This window comes from Leifsonia sp. McL0618, from assembly GCF_049994905.1.
In the GTDB taxonomy this organism is placed as follows: domain Bacteria; phylum Actinomycetota; class Actinomycetes; order Actinomycetales; family Microbacteriaceae; genus Diaminobutyricibacter.
In genome coordinates this window covers 2,675,691-2,691,713 of record NZ_CP188258.1, presented here as the reverse complement: position 1 = coordinate 2,691,713, position 16,023 = coordinate 2,675,691, and the positions used below count along the sequence as shown (strand labels likewise).

General features: G+C 66.7%; 16 protein-coding genes and 1 pseudogene. 11 read left to right on the top strand and 6 right to left on the bottom strand.

Annotated features, from left to right (window positions below; all coding sequences use genetic code 11):
- Positions 1-26 precede the first annotated feature (26 nt).
- The 5 genes and pseudogenes from trxA to ACPPVQ_RS12910 all read left to right on the top strand — a co-directional run bounded on the left by trxA (position 27) and on the right by ACPPVQ_RS12910 (position 2,615).
- Positions 27-401: a thioredoxin gene (gene trxA, locus ACPPVQ_RS12930; protein ID WP_426515504.1), complete on the top strand. Its 375-nt coding sequence runs from the start codon at positions 27-29 to the stop codon at positions 399-401.
- 54 nt (positions 402-455) lie between these two features.
- Positions 456-695, top strand: coding sequence for a hypothetical protein (locus ACPPVQ_RS12925; RefSeq protein ID WP_426515503.1), 240 nt, complete (start codon positions 456-458; stop codon positions 693-695).
- A 5-nt stretch (positions 696-700) separates the two neighbouring features.
- Positions 701-964 (top strand): annotated as a pseudogene (locus tag ACPPVQ_RS12920) (alpha/beta fold hydrolase); the annotation flags it as partial.
- A gap of 55 nt (positions 965-1,019) precedes the next feature.
- On the top strand, positions 1,020-1,589 hold the full coding sequence (locus ACPPVQ_RS12915) for a hypothetical protein (protein WP_426521407.1): 570 nt from the start codon (positions 1,020-1,022) through the stop codon (positions 1,587-1,589).
- 27 nt (positions 1,590-1,616) lie between these two features.
- The gene (locus tag ACPPVQ_RS12910) at positions 1,617-2,615 is read left to right on the top strand and encodes a redoxin domain-containing protein (protein WP_426515502.1); all 999 of its coding nucleotides are present in this window, start codon (positions 1,617-1,619) and stop codon (positions 2,613-2,615) included.
- A 19-nt stretch (positions 2,616-2,634) separates the two neighbouring features.
- Here ACPPVQ_RS12910 and cls read toward each other — a convergent pair whose 3' ends face one another.
- Both cls and ACPPVQ_RS12900 read right to left on the bottom strand, forming a co-directional pair.
- Entirely contained in the window at positions 2,635-4,110 is a 1,476-nt protein-coding gene (gene cls / locus ACPPVQ_RS12905; RefSeq protein WP_426515501.1) for a cardiolipin synthase, read from the bottom strand.
- Entirely contained in the window at positions 4,110-4,283 is a 174-nt protein-coding gene (locus ACPPVQ_RS12900; RefSeq protein WP_426515500.1) for a hypothetical protein, read from the bottom strand. The genes cls and ACPPVQ_RS12900 overlap by 1 nt, the downstream gene beginning before the upstream one ends.
- Positions 4,284-4,471: 188 nt before the next feature.
- Here ACPPVQ_RS12900 and ACPPVQ_RS12895 point away from each other — a divergent pair, with 188 nt between their 5' ends.
- Positions 4,472-5,635 (top strand): S1C family serine protease, encoded by a 1,164-nt coding sequence (locus tag ACPPVQ_RS12895; protein WP_426515499.1) that lies wholly within the window; start codon positions 4,472-4,474, stop codon positions 5,633-5,635.
- Positions 5,636-5,646: 11 nt separating this feature from the next.
- A complete protein-coding gene (locus ACPPVQ_RS12890; protein ID WP_426515498.1) occupies positions 5,647-6,462 on the top strand; it encodes a shikimate 5-dehydrogenase in 816 nt (271 codons plus the stop codon).
- A 2-nt stretch (positions 6,463-6,464) separates the two neighbouring features.
- On the opposite strand, the gene ACPPVQ_RS12885 is transcribed toward ACPPVQ_RS12890, so the two are convergent.
- On the bottom strand, positions 6,465-6,806 hold the full coding sequence (locus tag ACPPVQ_RS12885) for a carboxymuconolactone decarboxylase family protein (RefSeq protein WP_426515497.1): 342 nt from the start codon (positions 6,804-6,806) through the stop codon (positions 6,465-6,467).
- Positions 6,807-6,929: 123 nt separating this feature from the next.
- Entirely contained in the window at positions 6,930-7,715 is a 786-nt protein-coding gene (locus ACPPVQ_RS12880; RefSeq protein WP_426515496.1) for an SDR family NAD(P)-dependent oxidoreductase, read from the bottom strand.
- A gap of 161 nt (positions 7,716-7,876) precedes the next feature.
- Here ACPPVQ_RS12880 and ACPPVQ_RS12875 point away from each other — a divergent pair, with 161 nt between their 5' ends.
- A complete protein-coding gene (locus ACPPVQ_RS12875; RefSeq protein WP_426515495.1) occupies positions 7,877-8,890 on the top strand; it encodes a sigma-70 family RNA polymerase sigma factor in 1,014 nt (337 codons plus the stop codon).
- A gap of 59 nt (positions 8,891-8,949) precedes the next feature.
- On the opposite strand, the gene ACPPVQ_RS12870 is transcribed toward ACPPVQ_RS12875, so the two are convergent.
- Complete coding sequence (locus tag ACPPVQ_RS12870; protein WP_426515494.1) at positions 8,950-10,803, bottom strand: adenylyl cyclase; 1,854 nt, start codon at positions 10,801-10,803, stop codon at positions 8,950-8,952.
- Between the two features lie 151 nt (positions 10,804-10,954).
- Complete coding sequence (locus tag ACPPVQ_RS12865; protein WP_426515493.1) at positions 10,955-12,736, bottom strand: DEAD/DEAH box helicase; 1,782 nt, start codon at positions 12,734-12,736, stop codon at positions 10,955-10,957.
- A 95-nt stretch (positions 12,737-12,831) separates the two neighbouring features.
- Here ACPPVQ_RS12865 and ACPPVQ_RS12860 point away from each other — a divergent pair, with 95 nt between their 5' ends.
- From ACPPVQ_RS12860 to ACPPVQ_RS12850, 3 genes are all read left to right on the top strand, one after another.
- On the top strand, positions 12,832-14,112 hold the full coding sequence (locus tag ACPPVQ_RS12860; RefSeq protein ID WP_426515492.1) for an MFS transporter: 1,281 nt from the start codon (positions 12,832-12,834) through the stop codon (positions 14,110-14,112).
- Entirely contained in the window at positions 14,109-14,279 is a 171-nt protein-coding gene (locus tag ACPPVQ_RS12855; RefSeq protein ID WP_426515491.1) for a hypothetical protein, read from the top strand. The genes ACPPVQ_RS12860 and ACPPVQ_RS12855 overlap by 4 nt, the downstream gene beginning before the upstream one ends.
- A gap of 69 nt (positions 14,280-14,348) precedes the next feature.
- Positions 14,349-15,935 (top strand): MFS transporter, encoded by a 1,587-nt coding sequence (locus ACPPVQ_RS12850; RefSeq protein ID WP_426515490.1) that lies wholly within the window; start codon positions 14,349-14,351, stop codon positions 15,933-15,935.
- Positions 15,936-16,023 lie beyond the last annotated feature (88 nt).

The window sequence follows — 16,023 nt, the reverse complement described above, 5'->3', positions numbered from 1 at the left end:
AACACAGGGAGGACGTTCTACTTCGTATGGCAACTACAGCAATCACAAGCCAGAACCACGACGAGACCGTCAGCGACGGCATCGTTCTGCTCGACTTCTGGGCCGACTGGTGCGGCCCGTGCCACATGTTCGCGCCCGTCTTCGAGAAGGCGTCCGAGAAGCACGCCGACATCACGTTCGGCAAGGTCGACACCGAGGCGGAGCAGGAGCTCGCCGGTTCGTATGGCATCCGTTCGATTCCCACCCTTGTCGCCTACCGCGACGGCATCCCGCTGTTCTCGCAGGCAGGCGCGCTGCCGGCCGAGGCGGTCGAAGACCTCATCACCCAACTGCGCGCGCTCGACATGACCGAGATCCGCGCTGAATACGAAAAGCAGCTCGCGGAGCGCGCAAACCCGTAGGCCGAGTTCCCGCTGGCCATTCCGCGCGACCGCGTGGAGTACTACCGTCGAAGCATGACCGGGACGCGCACGTATACGGCGGTGCTCAAACGGCGGCCGGGTTCCGATGAGGGCGAAGAGGTCGAGGGGGTCGAGTTCGAGGCGAACGGACTGCCTCAGCGCACGTACGGGCAGACCACAGTGCTCGTGACGGGTTACCTGCTCGACGAGAAGTTCGAACTCGAAGGGCCGCAGGAGGTGGGCGCAAGCCGCTATTCGTATCGGCTGATCGACTCCGAAGAGTACGAGACCTGATCGTCATGGACTTCGGGCCCCTGAAACAGGTCGACGCCGGTGTGCTGAACGTCGGCTACGCGGAGGCAGGTCCAGCGGATGGGCAGCCTGTGCTGCTCCTGCACGGCTGGCCTTACGACATCCACAGTTTCGCCGAGGTCGCAGCGCTTCTCGCAGCGCAGGACCGCCGGGTGATCATTCCGTACCTGCGCGGGTTCGGCACGACACGTTTCCTGGCCGACGACACGGCACGGAACGGACAGCAGTCCGTGGTGGCCGTCGACGCGCTCGCGCTTCTGGATGCGCTGCGGATCGAGCGTGCGGTCGTCGCCGGTTTCGACTGGGGTGCGCACGGCCGACATCCTCGCCGCTCTCTGGCCGGAGCGCTGCACCGGCCTCGTCTCGGTGAGCGGCTACCTGATCGGCAGCCAGGCGGCAGGCAGGCAGCCGCTGCCCCCGGCAGCCGAGCTGCAATGGTGGTACCAGTACTATTTCGCAACCGAGCGGGGGCGTGCCGGCTACGACGCGAACCGGCGCGAATTCGCGAAGCTCATCTGGCACACCGCATCGCCGCAGTGGCATTTCGACGACGCCACCTTCGACCGCACTGCCGCATCGTTCGACAACCCCGATCACGTCGACATCGTGATCGACAACTACCGCTGGCGGCTCGGGCTCACCGAGGGTGAAGCCCAGTACGACGACCTGGAGAGGCGACTCGCCGAGGGCCCGGTGATCGGCGTGCCGGCGATCACGCTCGAGGGCGACGCGAACGGTGCGCCGCATCCCGACCCGAGCGCTTACGCGAAGAAGTTCTCGGGCACCTATTCTCATCGCACGGTCGACGGCGGCATCGGACACAACCTCCCGCAGGAGGCGTTCGCCGCAGCGATCATCGATGTCGCCGGCCATTGACAGCCGGCCACTGACAAGGGAGCTCCCGTGACCGATCCCGAAACCACCGCCGCCCACCTGCCGTTCGAGGGTCGACTGGCGTCGTTCGCCGGCGCGATCGAATGGCTCAACTCGCCGCCGCTCACCCCGGAGTCGCTGCGCGGCAGGGTCGTGCTGGTCGACTTCTGGACATACACCTGCATCAACTGGCTGCGCACGCTGGGCTATGTTCGCGCGTGGGCGGAGAAATACGCGGGGCACGGCCTTGTCGTCGTCGGCGTGCACACCCCGGAGTTCGCGTTCGAGGGCGACCTCCCCAACGTGCGCTGGGCCGTGCAGCAGATGCGTGTCGGGTACCCCGTCGCCGTCGACACCGACTACGCGATCTGGAACGCGTTCGGCAACCGCTACTGGCCGGCCCTGTACATCGCGGATGAGCAGGGGAGGATCCGGTATCACCACTTCGGCGAGGGGGAGTACGCAGAAGGCGAGCGGGTCATCCAGCAGCTGCTCCGCGAATCCGGCGCGTCCGGGGTCGGGAACGACCTGGTCGACGTGCCCGACGTGGGGATCGAAGCGCAGGCCGACTGGGTTCACCTGGGGTCGCCCGAAACGTATGTCGGCTACGACCAGGGCAGCAATTTCCTGACACACGGCGAAGCAGCCTTCGACCAGCCGCATACCTACGAAGCGCCCGGCCCGCTGGCACTCAACCAGTGGACGCTCTCGGGCGACTGGACGATCGAGAGCGGCGCTGCCCTCTTGAACCGGGCCGACGGTTCGATCCTGTTCCGCTTCCATGCGCGCGACGTGAACATCGTGCTCGCACCACCGGCTGCGGGTGGCGCGGTGCGCTTCCGGGTGGCGGTCGACGGGCGGGAGCCGGCCGCCGGGCACGGCCTGGACACCGACGAGCAGGGCTTCGGGACCGTTGTCGAACCGCGCCTGTACCAGCTCGCGCGACTGGCGGGGCCGACAATCGACCGCACTGTCGAAATCACCTTTCTCGACCCCGGTGCCCGGGCCTACGTGTTCACTTTCGGCTGAGAACGGTGCCGCGCCCGCACTATTGCAGCGCCGACGTGAGGCGGGCGACGCCGTCGAGGAACGTCGCCGACGCCGGCTCCTTCTGCCACTCTTCGAGGGTGAGCTGCCGCCCCGCATCCCGGTAGCCCTGTTCGACCGCGCGCATCTGGCTGACGAACGATTCGCCGCGCACGAGGAGGGTCACCTCCGAGTTGAGCGCGAACGAACGGATGTCCATGTTGCTCGACCCGATCACGGCCACATCGTCGTCGATCGACACGTGCTTCGAGTGCAGGATGTACGGGGCCGGGTACAGCCAGATCTGCACCCCCGCCTGCAGCAGCGGCTTGTAGTAGGAGCGCTGTGCGTGCCAGACGGAGCCCTGGTCGCCGATCTCGGAGACGAACAGCTGCACGTCCAGTCCGCGCTCGCACGCCGAGGTGATCGCGTACATCATCGCCTCGTCCGGCACGAAGTACGGACTGGTGATGATCACCCTGTGCTGCGCCGAAGTGACCAGGGTGAGGAACTGCCGCAGGTTGTTCTCGCCGTCGTAGCCGGGGCCGCTCGGAACCACCTGGCAGACGAGCGCGTCGGGCGACGGATCGGCGGCCACATCGATGGCGCGCAGGCTCGCCTCCTCGCCCAGCAGTTCGCCCGTCTCGAGATACCAGTCGGACAGGAACACCGCATTGGTCGCGGTGACGATGGGCCCGGTCACCCGGGTCATCAGCTCCTGCCACTGCAGCCCGCGCTTGAGGTTCTTGGGCGAGTTGTAGCTGCGGTCGATGAGGTTCTGCGAACCCATGAACCCCACCCGCCCGTCGACGACGAGAAGCTTGCGGTGGTTGCGCAGGTCGGGCCGCTGGTACTCGCCCTTGAAGGGACGCACCGGCAGCATGTAGCTCCACTTCACGCCGATGCGGTCGAGTTCGGCGAACGTCTCATCGTGTGCGGCTACGCGGCGCGACGCCACGTAGTCGGCGAGGAGACGCACCGGAACGCCGCGTTGCACGGCGCGTTCCATCGCCGCGAAGAACCCTTTCGTCGTCGCATCGAACGAGACGATGTAGAACTCGGCGTTGACGAAACCGGTGGCTGTGTCGATCTCGGCAGCCATCGCATCGATCGAGGTGGTGTAGTCGCCGATGAGCGTCGCGCTGTTCCCGCCGACAGCCGGAAGTGCTCCCAGACTGTGGTTCTGGTGCACGAGGCCGGCGAACCAGCTTGGCCAGTGCGAACGGTCGCCGGCGAGGTCGACGGCAGCCGAGCGCTCTGCGATCATCCGGTTCAGCTCGGCCTGCTTCTCGCGGCGTTTCTTCGGGAGCTTCGAGTTGCCGATGAGCAGAAAGAGGATGATGCCGATGAAGGGGATCAGGAAGATGGCGAGCAGCCAGGCCATCGCAGCCGTCGGTTTGCGATCCCTCGGCACGATGATCAGCGCCGTGATGCGGATCGCGAGGTCGATGAGGATCAGGATGCCGCCGATCAGGGGCGGTAGCTGATCGTTCACCATCAGTAGTCTTCTCGACCTTCGGCGTTGACGTCGAGCTTCTTCTCGTCGTCTTTCCAGGCACCGAGCGCCAGGTCGAGCTGGCGTCGAAGCCAGTCGGGCGGCAATTCTCCCTGCGATTCGAGTGCGGCGAGTTGTCGTGCGCGTTCGTCCGAGGTTCCGGTGAGATCGTCCATGTGCGTTCCCTTCCGAGACTGAGTCTGCCGTTACCGGGCCGAGCGCACAATGATGGCTCTGCGCATCATCCGCGCCACCGTGCCCGCCACCGAGCGCGCGACGCCTTGCTTGCGCCGGCCGGCGGGCAAGGTGTAGACCGAAAGGGTCCTGCCGCATTCGACAGCCGACCGAGCACTCAGGGGTAGACATGGCCGACTCGCAACCTGCTCCCGAAAGCCCGACTCCGCCGGCTCCACCGGCAGCGCCGACGTCGCCGCCTTCACCTCCGGGTCGGCGGCGCCCCTGGCCGATCGCCCTCATCGCCGTGGTCGTCGGACTCATCGTCGGCGGGGCACTCGGCTGGGGCGCGGGCCGCATCGGCGCGTCGAATGCAGCATCCGGCACCAGCACGCCGGCCCCTGGCAACGGCAACACCTGCGACGCCATCACCGTGTCGAACGACGTGCTCCCCGCCGTCGTCACTGTTTCGGCGATCGGACAGTCGGGCGGAGGCACCGGGACCGGCGAGATCATCCGCAGCGACGGCTACATCGTCACGAACAACCACGTGATCTCCGCGGCGGTGGATGGCGGCACCCTCAGCGTGCTCCTCTCCAGCGGCGTTCAGGCGCCCGCCGACCTGGTGGGCCGTGATCCGCGATCCGACCTGGCGGTGCTGAAGATCGACAAGACGAGCCTTCCCACCGTTCCGTGGGGCCACTCGTCCGCCGTGGTCGTGGGCCAGCCGGTCGTCGCGCTCGGGGCGCCACTCGGGCTCTCCGGAACGGTCACCTCCGGCATCGTGAGCGCTCTCGGGCGAACGGTCCCGGTGCCGGGCGACAACGGGCAGAACGCCATTCTCGCGAACGCTATCCAGACCGATGCGTCGATCAACCCGGGCAACTCCGGCGGAGCGCTCGTGGACTGCAAGGGTGCGCTCATCGGCATCAACTCCGCGATCGCCACCGTTCCGAACTCGGCCGGGCAGACCGGCGGCGGGAGTGTCGGTATCGGCTTCGCGATCCCCGCCGATTTCGCGCAGGCGATCGTCGACCAGATCATCGCCACCGGCAAAGTCACCTATCCGTATTTCGGCATCTCAGTCGCACCTCTTCCACCTGCTGCGGCCCAGGAGCTCAAGGTGCCGGGCGGACTCTACGTGTTCTCCGTCGTCGAGGGCGGCCCGGCCGCGCAGGCGGGGCTGAAGGAGGGCGACGTGATCACGGAAGTCAACGGACACCCTGCGACCAGTGTCGACGTGCTGACACAGACCGTCATGACGACCAAAGCCGGCCAGACCGTTCCCGTGACGTATGTGCGCGACGGCCAGACCCATACGGCCCAGGTGACCCTGCAGAACCCTGCGTCCTGAAAGGATGGGGCATGCCCATCCTGAACAAGGACATGCAGGTCTGCATGTCACTCGCCGCCCGGCCCAGCAACATCGGCACTCGATTCCACAACTATCTGTACGACGAGCTCGGCCTGAACTTCATCTACAAGGCGTTCACCACGACCGATCTCGAGGGCGCGGTGCGCGGCATCCGGGCCCTGGGCATCCGCGGATGCTCGGTCTCGATGCCGTTCAAGGAGGCGATCATCCCGCTCGTCGACGTGATGGAGCCGTCGGCTGTCGCGATCCAGTCGGTGAACACCGTGGTCAACGACGACGGGGTCCTGACGGCGTCGAACACCGACTATGAAGCCGTCGCTCAGCTGCTCGCCGAACACCGGGTCGACCCCGGCCAGAGTGTTCTCGTGCGCGGTTCAGGCGGGATGGCGTCGGCCGTGGTCGCCGCGTTCCACGATGCCGGTTTCGAAGACCTGACGATCGTCGCCCGCAACACTGTGGCCGGGCCTGCGCTGGCCGAGCGCTATGAGGTCGCGTGGGTGGCCGACGACCCCGAACCCGACTTCGACGTTCTCGTCAACGTGACACCGCTCGGGATGCGCGGCGACGCGGAGAACGTCGTCGCGTTCGGCCCTGAATACATCGAGCGGGCGTCGACCGTGTTCGACGTCGTGGCGTTCCCGTCGGAGACTCCGCTCGTGGCGGCGGGGCGCGCAGCCGGCAAGAAGCTCATCACCGGCGCAGAGGTGATCGCGCTCCAGGCGGCCCGCCAGTTCGAGCGTTACACCGGTGTCGTTCTCACGGCCGATCAGGTCGCCCGTGCCTCGGAGTTCTCGCGCGCCGAGTAGCGCTACTCCTCGTCGTCCTCGTCCTCGAGTTCGGCGATCGCCAGTGCGGCGAGCTCGATCTCCACCGCGAGCGCCTGGACGATGTTGCCCGTCGCCGCCGCGATCTTTGCCGTGCCGACGATCGGTGCGATGGCGGTGAGCACACCGCGGATCGATTCCGCGTCCAGTCCGGCGTCTGCTGCCGCACCGATGTTCAGCGAGTACGACACGGGCGACGCGTCGACGGCGACGAGCGCGGCGATGCGCACCAGCATCAGGGTCTGCACGTCGAGGGTTGAGGCGGCCAGTGAGTCGGCGGTCATCTGCGCGATCAGGTCGAGTACAGGCGCGTCGTTGTCAGCCATGATGGGTTCCTTTTGCCTTCCGGAGTGGGTTGATTGACTCTTCCCATCGCACACGAAAGCGCGGCCGGTCACATCACCTCAATCGGGTGAAACACGGCGCGCGTCGCCCCGGTCGCCCGCGCGTCAGTCGTCGAGGCTCCCCATGGTCAGGTTGACCACGGTTCCCGTGAAGCCGCTCGCCCGGTCCGATGCGACGAAAGCGGCGACGCTCGCGGCCTCCTCGAGCCGCATCGTGCGCCGGGGATGCGTCGAGCCGGCGAGGAAGTCCTCGAACTGCTCCCAGGTCCGCCCGGGCGGCCGGGTCTCGTAGGAGTGCCGCATCGTCTCGGTCTCCGGGATGCCGTGCGGGCGTATCGCGACGACGCGCACACCCGAGGGAGCAAGCTCGGCGGACAGGTCGCGCGTCATCGCCTCTTTGACGGCCTGGCTGGGTCCGTAACCTCCGTTGAGCAGTGTGCCCTTCCGGGCAGGCAGCGCGGTGACCGTCATGATCACGCCCGACCCGTTCGGCACCATCCGCCGTGCTGCCAGGCGGGCTGTCAGAAAGTACGACGTCGCGTAGGCCGTGATGGGGAAGACGAACTGTTCGGCGGCGAGGTCCGTGAGCGGAACACCGAGGACCGTCGTATCACGCAGGCCAACGGCGTTGAACGAGATGTCGACACGACCGGCGGTGTCGATGACCGTCTGCAGGTGCCGCTCGATCGACTGCTCGTCGAGCGCATCGACTTCGGCGGCCGTGGCGGTGCCTCCCCGTGCGGAGATGTCGTTTGCGAGGTGTTCGGCGGCGCCCCGCCGGTGACCGGTGACGAAGACCTCGGCACCCTCGGCGGCGAATGCGCGCGCGACCGCGCCCCCGATGGCACCTCCTGCGCCGTAGACCACGGCGACTTTGTTCTCGAGCAACATGGCTGGATTCCTCCTCGTTCGGTGACATACCCTCGGATCGTCCGAGCTGTCGATGGTGCAGACACCGTTGCCGACGGAAACTGGTCGCCCGCGACCGCCCAGTTTCCGGTGCCGCCGGTGTCAGTACCGGTAGAACTGTTGTCGAACGAAAGGGCGAGACGATGAGCGTGGTAACCGGTGAGCTGGTCGCCCGGGCGCGTTCGGGAGACGGCGAGGCCTTCCGTGACCTGGTCGAGCCGCACCGGCGTGAGCTGCAGGTGCATTGCTATCGGATGCTCGGATCGCTTCAGGATGCCGAGGACGCGTTGCAGGACACCCTGCTGACCGCCTGGCAGGGCCTCAGCGGCTTCGAAGGACGATCGTCCCTGCGCACCTGGCTCTACCGGATCGCCACCAACCGCTGCCTCAATGCGCGGCGCTCAGCCAGTCGTCGCCCGGCGAAGGAGTGGAGCATCCCTGACATCGAACCGCCCGAGCCGACAAGGCTGGGCGAAGTGGTCTGGCTCGAGCCGTATCCCGACACGCTCCTCGATGGTGTGAGTCTGCCGGCCGGTCCGGAGGCGCGTTACGAGCAGACCGAGTCCATCTCGCTGGCTTTTGTGACGGCGCTGCAGATCCTGCCGCCGCGTCAGGTGGCGGTGCTCATCCTGCGCGACGTGCTCGGGTTCCACGCGTCCGAGGTGGCCGATATGCTCGACGCGACGATCGAGTCGGTGAACAGTGCTCTCAAGCGCGCCCGCGCGGGTCTCAGGCGCAGCCTGCCGCAGAGCGGGAGCGAGCGGATGCTGCCTGCCGGCTCGGCATCCGAACGGGCACTCGTCGCCGAGTTCGCGAAGGCGTACGAATCCGGTGACGTGGCTGCCCTCATCGAGCTGCTCACCGCTGACGTGCGCATGACCATGCCGCCGATGGCACTCGAATACGACGGACGCGAAGCCGTCGGCCGGTTCTTCGACGTCGTGATCATGCGTGCAGGACGCGTCTACGACCTTGTCCCGACGCGAGCGAACGGCCAGCCCGCTTTCGCGATGTACGTGCGGTCGCCGTCGGGCGGCATCCGACACGCCGCCGGGTTCTTCGTGCTCGACGTGCGCAGCGACGGCGTCAGCGGCATTACGCGTTTCGACGCCGGCGTGCTTCCGTCGTTCGGAATGCCGCGCTCGCTGCCTCAATGAACGCGCTGCGGAGGGCGTGCGGCTGAGTGCCGCGCGCCCTCCGCAGGCCAACGATCCGGCTACGGGGCAGTGACCACGTAGACCGGAGTTCCGATGTGGGCGGTCGTGGCCGCGTCGCCCGTGTCGTTCACGACGTGATCCAGCGTTCCTGCGCCGAGGTTCACGGTGAGCAGGTCGTGGAGCTGGATGCCCGACTTCACCGGTACCTCGAACCCGCGCGTGGCGTGCAGCGTCGGGTCGACGTTGGTGAAGATGTAGGACCCTCCGCCCCAGAGCTGGTTGCTCTTCACCCGGTCGCTGACCTTGTATGCGGCCCAGCCGAGTACGCCGTCGTGCTGCCAGGCGGCCTGGTCGGGCGCGTCGTAGGGCAGCTCGTTCTGGAAGAAGATGGTCGTGCCGTTCTCCCCGTTCCAGATCACGTTGTACTTCTGGTAGTGCTCGACGAAGAGCCCCGTCGCGGTGACGTCGGAGCCGTTGACCACGACGCCGGTGTCGGCGGTGTTCACGGTCCAGCCGACGCCCGTTCCGTGGTCGGCGCGCCAGGCCCAGATGTCGTCGAGGATCACGTTGCTGGTGTTGACGACGAGGCTCACCGTCGCCTTGCCCTCGTGTGGGCCGCCGACACGGAAGAACACGTCCTGCAGCGCGGTCGGCTGCGACGACCATCCATGCCCGTGCCCCTGGCCGCCCTGATCTCCCTGATCTCCCTGATCTCCCTGGTCTCCGTGCGCGTGGCCGGAGCCCAGCTGGAGCAGAGCGGGCGAGTTCACGGTGCCCGCGTCGATCATGAGGCCTGCGATGTCGACGGAGGGCACATCACCGACGGTCAGAGGGATCGCGCCCCCGACGGCCGTCAGAGTTGCGACGCCCAGTCCGAGCACGATCGTGCCCGGCCGGTCGACGCGGATGCTGTGGTCGACGTTGTAGACACCGGGTGTCAGCAACAGGTTCTTTCCACGATCGAGCTGGTGGTTGATCGTCTTCACCGAGTCGGTCGGCCGTGCCAGGTAGAAGCTGCTCAACGGGAGGGAACGCCCGGGGGTCTCACCCGCGGTCCATGTCGGTCCGGACGAGTTGGTACGCGCGGCGGGCACGAACACGTTGTACGCGCCGTTCGCATCCACGTACAGGTACGGCTTCTCCCGGCTGGCCGGGGTGGTCGCAAGTGTCGTGTACGGGGGAGTGGGGAAGGATTGCGCCGGCGCTCCGGTCACGCCGGAGAACACCTGGTTCCAGACGCCGTTGGACCACGAACGGATGCTGCTGTCGCGGGTCAGGAACTGCTGCTGCGATCCGTTGATGATGTCGGCGGTTTTCGAGTCGGCGAGAAAACCACCGCTCGCGTACTGGGGTCCTGCGGTGCAGTAGTCCATGAAGGTGAGCTTGCCCGTGACGTCGACCCGGCGCAGCGGCGATGCCTGCGAGACGGCCCAGAACTCGGTGTTGGCACGGCAGCCTTCGCCGCCCACAGGGTTGATGGTGAGGTTCGACATCGAGCGCCAGAAGTTGTCGAGCGCGATGCAGTTGTTCGCTGCGAGACACCGGTTGAAGACGTTCACCTGGCCATTGATGGTCACGTCGCTCGGCGACTGCCCGAGGCCCGCGATCTCGGTGTAGTAGCCGACCTGGAAGATCAGCGGGCTGGCTGCTGACCCGTACGTCCCCGGCTTGAACAGGAGCGCATAACGCTGTGTGCCCATCTCGTTGTCGACCTGCTGGTTCGCGATGCTGTCGACGGTCGCCTGGATCTGGCTCTGCGGCATGCTCGGATCGAACACGACCACGTTCGGTCCGAAGCCGGGGGATGCCGGTGCGGGGGGCGGAGGAGACGCGGTCGCGGTCTGCGCTGCGCCGAGTCCGGCGACAGCAAGCGCGAAGGCAGCGATGAAGACGAGGAGCTTCCGAGGCATCATTACCTGATTTCTGGCGGGTCGGATGAACCCCCGCAACTGCCACGTGCCTCGGGTCGCTTCAGGCGGTTGCCGGCGGGGCCGGATCCTGGTGGAGTCCGAGCCGACGCCCCGTATTCAATTCCCGTCGGGCGCGCGTGTCAATACTTGCAATTCAGTTGCCGTGACGTGGCTTGCGCTGGGGACGGTCATCCCGGTCGTCGCGACGGCCTCCGCGGCCGCGGTCCGGACGGATCTCGATGAGCTTGCCGCTGATCCGAGTGTCCTGGAGCCGGGCGAGCGTGTCACCCGGGAGATCGGCCGGCAGTTCGACCAGCGAGAAGTCGGGAAGGATCTTGATCGCCCCGAAGTCCTCGCGGCTCAGCCCGCCCTCGTTGGCGAGCGCTCCGACGATCTGGCGGGGTTCCACCTTCTGCCGCCTGCCCACCTCGATGCGGTAGGACGACATCGGACCGCTGCTCGGCCGCACGCGACGCTCGGCACGTCCGCCGCGTTCGCCCCGGGCACCCCGGTCGGGGCGTTCGCCGCGGTCGTCACGGGAACGGTCATCCCGTTCGACACGTCGCGCCAGCGCGTCGTCGGCCGACAACAGGAGCGGCTCCTCGCCCTGGGCGACGACGGCGAGCGCGGCGGCCACATCGGCCTCGGGAACGTCGTGGTGTTCGACGTAATGCTCGATGATGTCGCGGAAGCGCGCGATGCGGTCGGCCTGGGCGAGTGCTTCGGTGATCGCGTCGTCGAAACGGGCGAGGCGCGTGACGTTCACATCCTCGACGGTCGGAAGCTGCATCTGGGTCAGCGGCTGCCGCGTCGCCTTCTCGATGGCCGAGAGCAGGCGGCGCTCGCGCGGGGTGACGAAGCTGATGGCGGCGCCGCTGCGGCCGGCTCGCCCGGTGCGCCCGATGCGGTGCACATAGGATTCCGTGTCGATCGGGATGTCGTAGTTGACGACGTGACTGATGCGCTCGACGTCGAGACCGCGCGCCGCCACATCCGTCGCCACCAGGATGTCGAGCTTGCCCGACCGGAGCTGCTCGACGGTGCGCTCCCGCTGGGCCTGCGCAACGTCGCCGCTGATCGCCATCGCGGAGTAGCCGCGGGCGCGCAGCTTCTCCGCCAGCGTCTCCGTCTCGTTCTTGGTGCGCACGAAGATGATCATCCCCTCGAAGTTCTCGACCTCGAGGATGCGCGTGAGCGCGTCGACTTTCTGCGGATACGACACCATCAGGTAGCGCTGGCTCGTGTTGGCCGAGGTCGTGGTCTTGTTCTTGACCGTGACCTCTTCTGGATCGTGCAGGTATTTCTTGGAGATCCGACGGATCTGGGCGGGCATCGTCGCCGAGAACAACGCAACCTGCTTGTCGTCCGGGGTGTCGGCGAGGATCGTCTCGACGTCTTCTGCGAAGCCCATCTTGAGCATCTCGTCGGCCTCGTCGAGCACGAGGTACTTCAGCTCGGAGAGGTCGAGTGTGCCCTTCTCGAGATGATCCATGATGCGGCCGGGCGTTCCGACGACGACGTGCACACCGCGTCGCAGGGCCGAGAGCTGGATCCCGTAGCCCTGGCCGCCGTAGACCGGAAGAACGTGAACGCCCCGGATGTGGGCGGCATACTTCTCGAACGCCTCGCAGACCTGCAGGGCGAGTTCGCGCGTCGGAGCGAGCACGAGCGCCTGGGGGACCTTCTGCGAGGTGTCCAGCCGCGACAGGATCGGCAGCGCGAACGCAGCGGTCTTGCCGGTGCCCGTCTGGGCGAGGCCGACGACGTCGCGTCCGGCGAGCAGCAAGGGGATGGTCGCGGCCTGGATCGCCGACGGGGTCTCGTAGCCGACATCTTTGAGGGCTTTGAGTGTCGCGTCGCTCAGCCCGAGCTCAGAGAAGGTGATCGCTTCGCGGGCATCGTCTGCCTCGCTCGGCTCAGTTTCCGGAGGCGTCATGCTCCAACGGTAGTCCCCGTACGCTAGCCATCCGCACCCGATCGGGTCGATGATGGGTCTGTGGACGAACGCGCTGCAGCGATCGGTGCCGGGTCATGAACCCGGCAGCGCGGCGTGTGCAGCGCATCTACCTCACTCTTCTTCTCGGCAACACTCTCGCGGCGTCGTTCATCTGGGGCATCAACACGATCTTCCTGCTCGACGCCGGACTGACGAACTTCGAAGCGTTCGCCGCAAACGCGTTCTTCACCGCCGGCATGGTGATCTTCGAGATCCCGACCGGTGTGGTCGCCGACACGATCGGCCGCAAGGTGTCGTATGTGCTGGGAACGATCACCCTGTCCGTCACGACGGCGCTGTACTGGCTCCTCTGGCTCTGGCACGCACCGTTCGTGTGGTGGGCGATCGTCTCGATCCTTCTCGGGCTCGGGTTCACGTTCTTCTCCGGCGCGGTCGACGCCTGGCTCGTCGATGCGCTGGCGTTCACCGGCTTCACCGGCAGCCTCGAGGCCGTTTTCGGCAGAGGCCTGGTGGTCACGGGCATCGCCATGTTCACCGGCTCCGTGCTCGGCGGCGTGGTCGCGCAAGCGACCAACCTCGGTGTCCCCTTCCTCATACGCGCGGGGATCCTCGTGGTGATGCTCGTCTTCGCGGCGTTCGTGATGAAGGACCTGGGGTTCAAGCCCGACAAGTCGATGGGTCCGATCAAGGCGACCAGGAACGTCCTGAACATGTCGATCGAGCACGGCCTCAAGAAGCGCTCCGTGCGTTACGTGATCCTTGCAGCGCCTTTCGCATCCGGTGTCGGCATCTACGCGTTCTACGCGCTGCAGCCCTACCTGCTCCAGCTCTACGGCGACAAGACGGCGTACTCGATCGCCGGTCTCGCAGCTGCGATCCTGTCGTTGTCGCAGGTCGGCGGTGGACTCCTGGCGTCACGCGTGCGCAGGCTGTTCGCCCGCCGCACGAGCACGATCATCGGAGCCTCCATCGCCAGCGTCGTCGCCCTCGTCGTGCTCGGCGTGACCAGCATGTTCTGGCTGGCCGTGGTGTTCCTGGTGATCTGGGGATTCGTCTTCGCGGTCTCGGGGCCGATCCAGCAGTCCTACATCAACGACATGATCCCCTCGAAGCAGCGTGCGACGGTGCTGTCGTTCGAATCGCTGTTCGGGAGCCTGGGCGGGGTGTTCATCCAGCCCGCCCTGGGCCGCGCAGCAGACGTATGGGGGTACGGAACGTCGTTCGTGATCGGCGGGGCGATCCAGCTTGTCGGCATCCCGTTCCTGTTCGCCAGCCGGCGCCAGCATGATCCAGCGGATACGAACATCGCTCGAGAGGAAGCGGCACCGGCCGCACCGGAGGTGGCAGAACCATGAGAGTAGTTGCAGTCATCGTTTCGTTCGTCCTGTTCGTGGGCGGCATCGTGATTCTCGGGTACGCGACGGGGCTGCCCAGCTGGCAGGGGCTCGTCTTCTTCTCGGGGATCCTCTGCATCGCGCTCTCGATTGCAATACCGGTGCACATACTGCCGATGTTCGATTAGCGCTCTTCCCGCTGGCATCACCCGGAACGGATGACGCCCGGACGCCCGGACCGCCCCTATCGTGAGGGAATGACGGGCGAAAAGACCGGCGCCGCAGACAAGACCGAGGCCTTCAACGGGCGCTTGGCGCTGCTGCTCGCGATGGCGATGTTCGTGCTCGTCGTCGACACCTCGATCATGAACGTCTCGATCTCCGCTGTCGTGCGCGACCTGAATTCGACGGTGAGCAGCGTTCAGTCCGCGATCGCGCTCGAGGCGCTGGTCTCGGCGGCGTTCATCCTGATCGGCAGCAAGATCGGAGACCTGATCGGGCGCAAACGCGCCTACGTGATCGGCCTCCTGGCGTATGCGACAGGCGCGCTCGCGATGACCCTCGCCCAGACCATCTGGGCGATCATCGTGTTCTGGGCGATCATCGGCGGGCTCGGCGCATCCCTTCTTCTTCCGGCGATGCAGTCGCTCATCCACGGAAATTTCCAGGGCAAGAGCCAGGTGCGCGCATACGCGCTCGTCGGCGCCTCCGCGGCGATCGCGGCCGCCGTCGGTCCGCTCCTCGGCGGTCTGATCACGACCTTCCTCTCGTGGCGCATAGCCTTCCTACTCGAAGCCGTGATCATCGCCGTGGTGCTCTCGGGCATCAAGCTCGTGCACGACGTTCGGTACACGGGTTCGAGAAAAGTGGACTGGGTCGGCTCAGGGCTGTCGGTCGTCGGCATGGGCGGAATCGTGCTCAGCATCCTTGCGTGGCAGGAGGGCGCCGGCTCCGTCGGGGTGCTGCTCGCCGTCGGCGTGCTGGGGCTGGTCGGGCTCGTGTTCTGGCTCAGGCGGCGCAAGCGGCGCAGCCTGGCAACGCTGCTCGACCCCGACCTGTTCAGGTCGAAACAGTTCCGGTTCGGCGTCTCGCAGCAGATGCTGCAGCAGATCGCGCTCGGCGGCACCATGATCGTGCTGCCGATCTACCTCCAGATGGTGTTCGAATACAACGCGCTGCAGGCAGGCCTGTCGATCGCGCCGCTCTCGCTGACGATGTTCGCGATAGCCGCACTCGCCGGCAAGCGTGCGGGCCGTCGGCGACCGGTGGTGCTCATCCGATGGGGTTTCGCGCTGTTGTGCCTCGGGCTGATCATCCTGATACCGATCGTGCCGCGAGCCGACTCCGGATGGTGGCTGCTGGTTCCGCTCATCATCGCTGGTGCGGGTCTCGGCTTCATGGTGTCGCAGCTGAACAACTACACGCTGTCGCCGATCTCGGATGAGCGGGTCAGCGAGGCCGCCGGCGTCAACTCCGCGGCCGGCTCGTTCGGCCTCTCGTTCGGCCTGGCGTTCGCCGGGGCCATCCTGCTCGCAGCGCTCGCGCCGATCTTCTCGGGCATGGCCACCTCGAGCACGGTCCTTCCGGACGCGGAGCAACAGCAGATCGTGCAGACACTCGAACATGACGCCCAGGTGATGAGCAACACCCAGCTCGAGGAGCAGCTGGCCGGGCAGCCGCAGGACATCAAGGATGAGGTGCTCCGCATCAACACGGAGGCGCGGCCGATCGCACTGCAGATCGCACTTCTCGTGCCGCTCGCCGCCGGCCTGATCGGTCTGTTCCTGTCTTTCCGGATGCTGCGCCTGCCCGACGTGCCCCTCAAGGAGACGCCCGCGCTCTAGCGTCGCCCGCGCTCTAGCGTCGCGCTCTAGCGTCGCGACCGCATCCGTTCGCCAAAAGACTGGCTTCGGATCGAACACAACCCGGAGC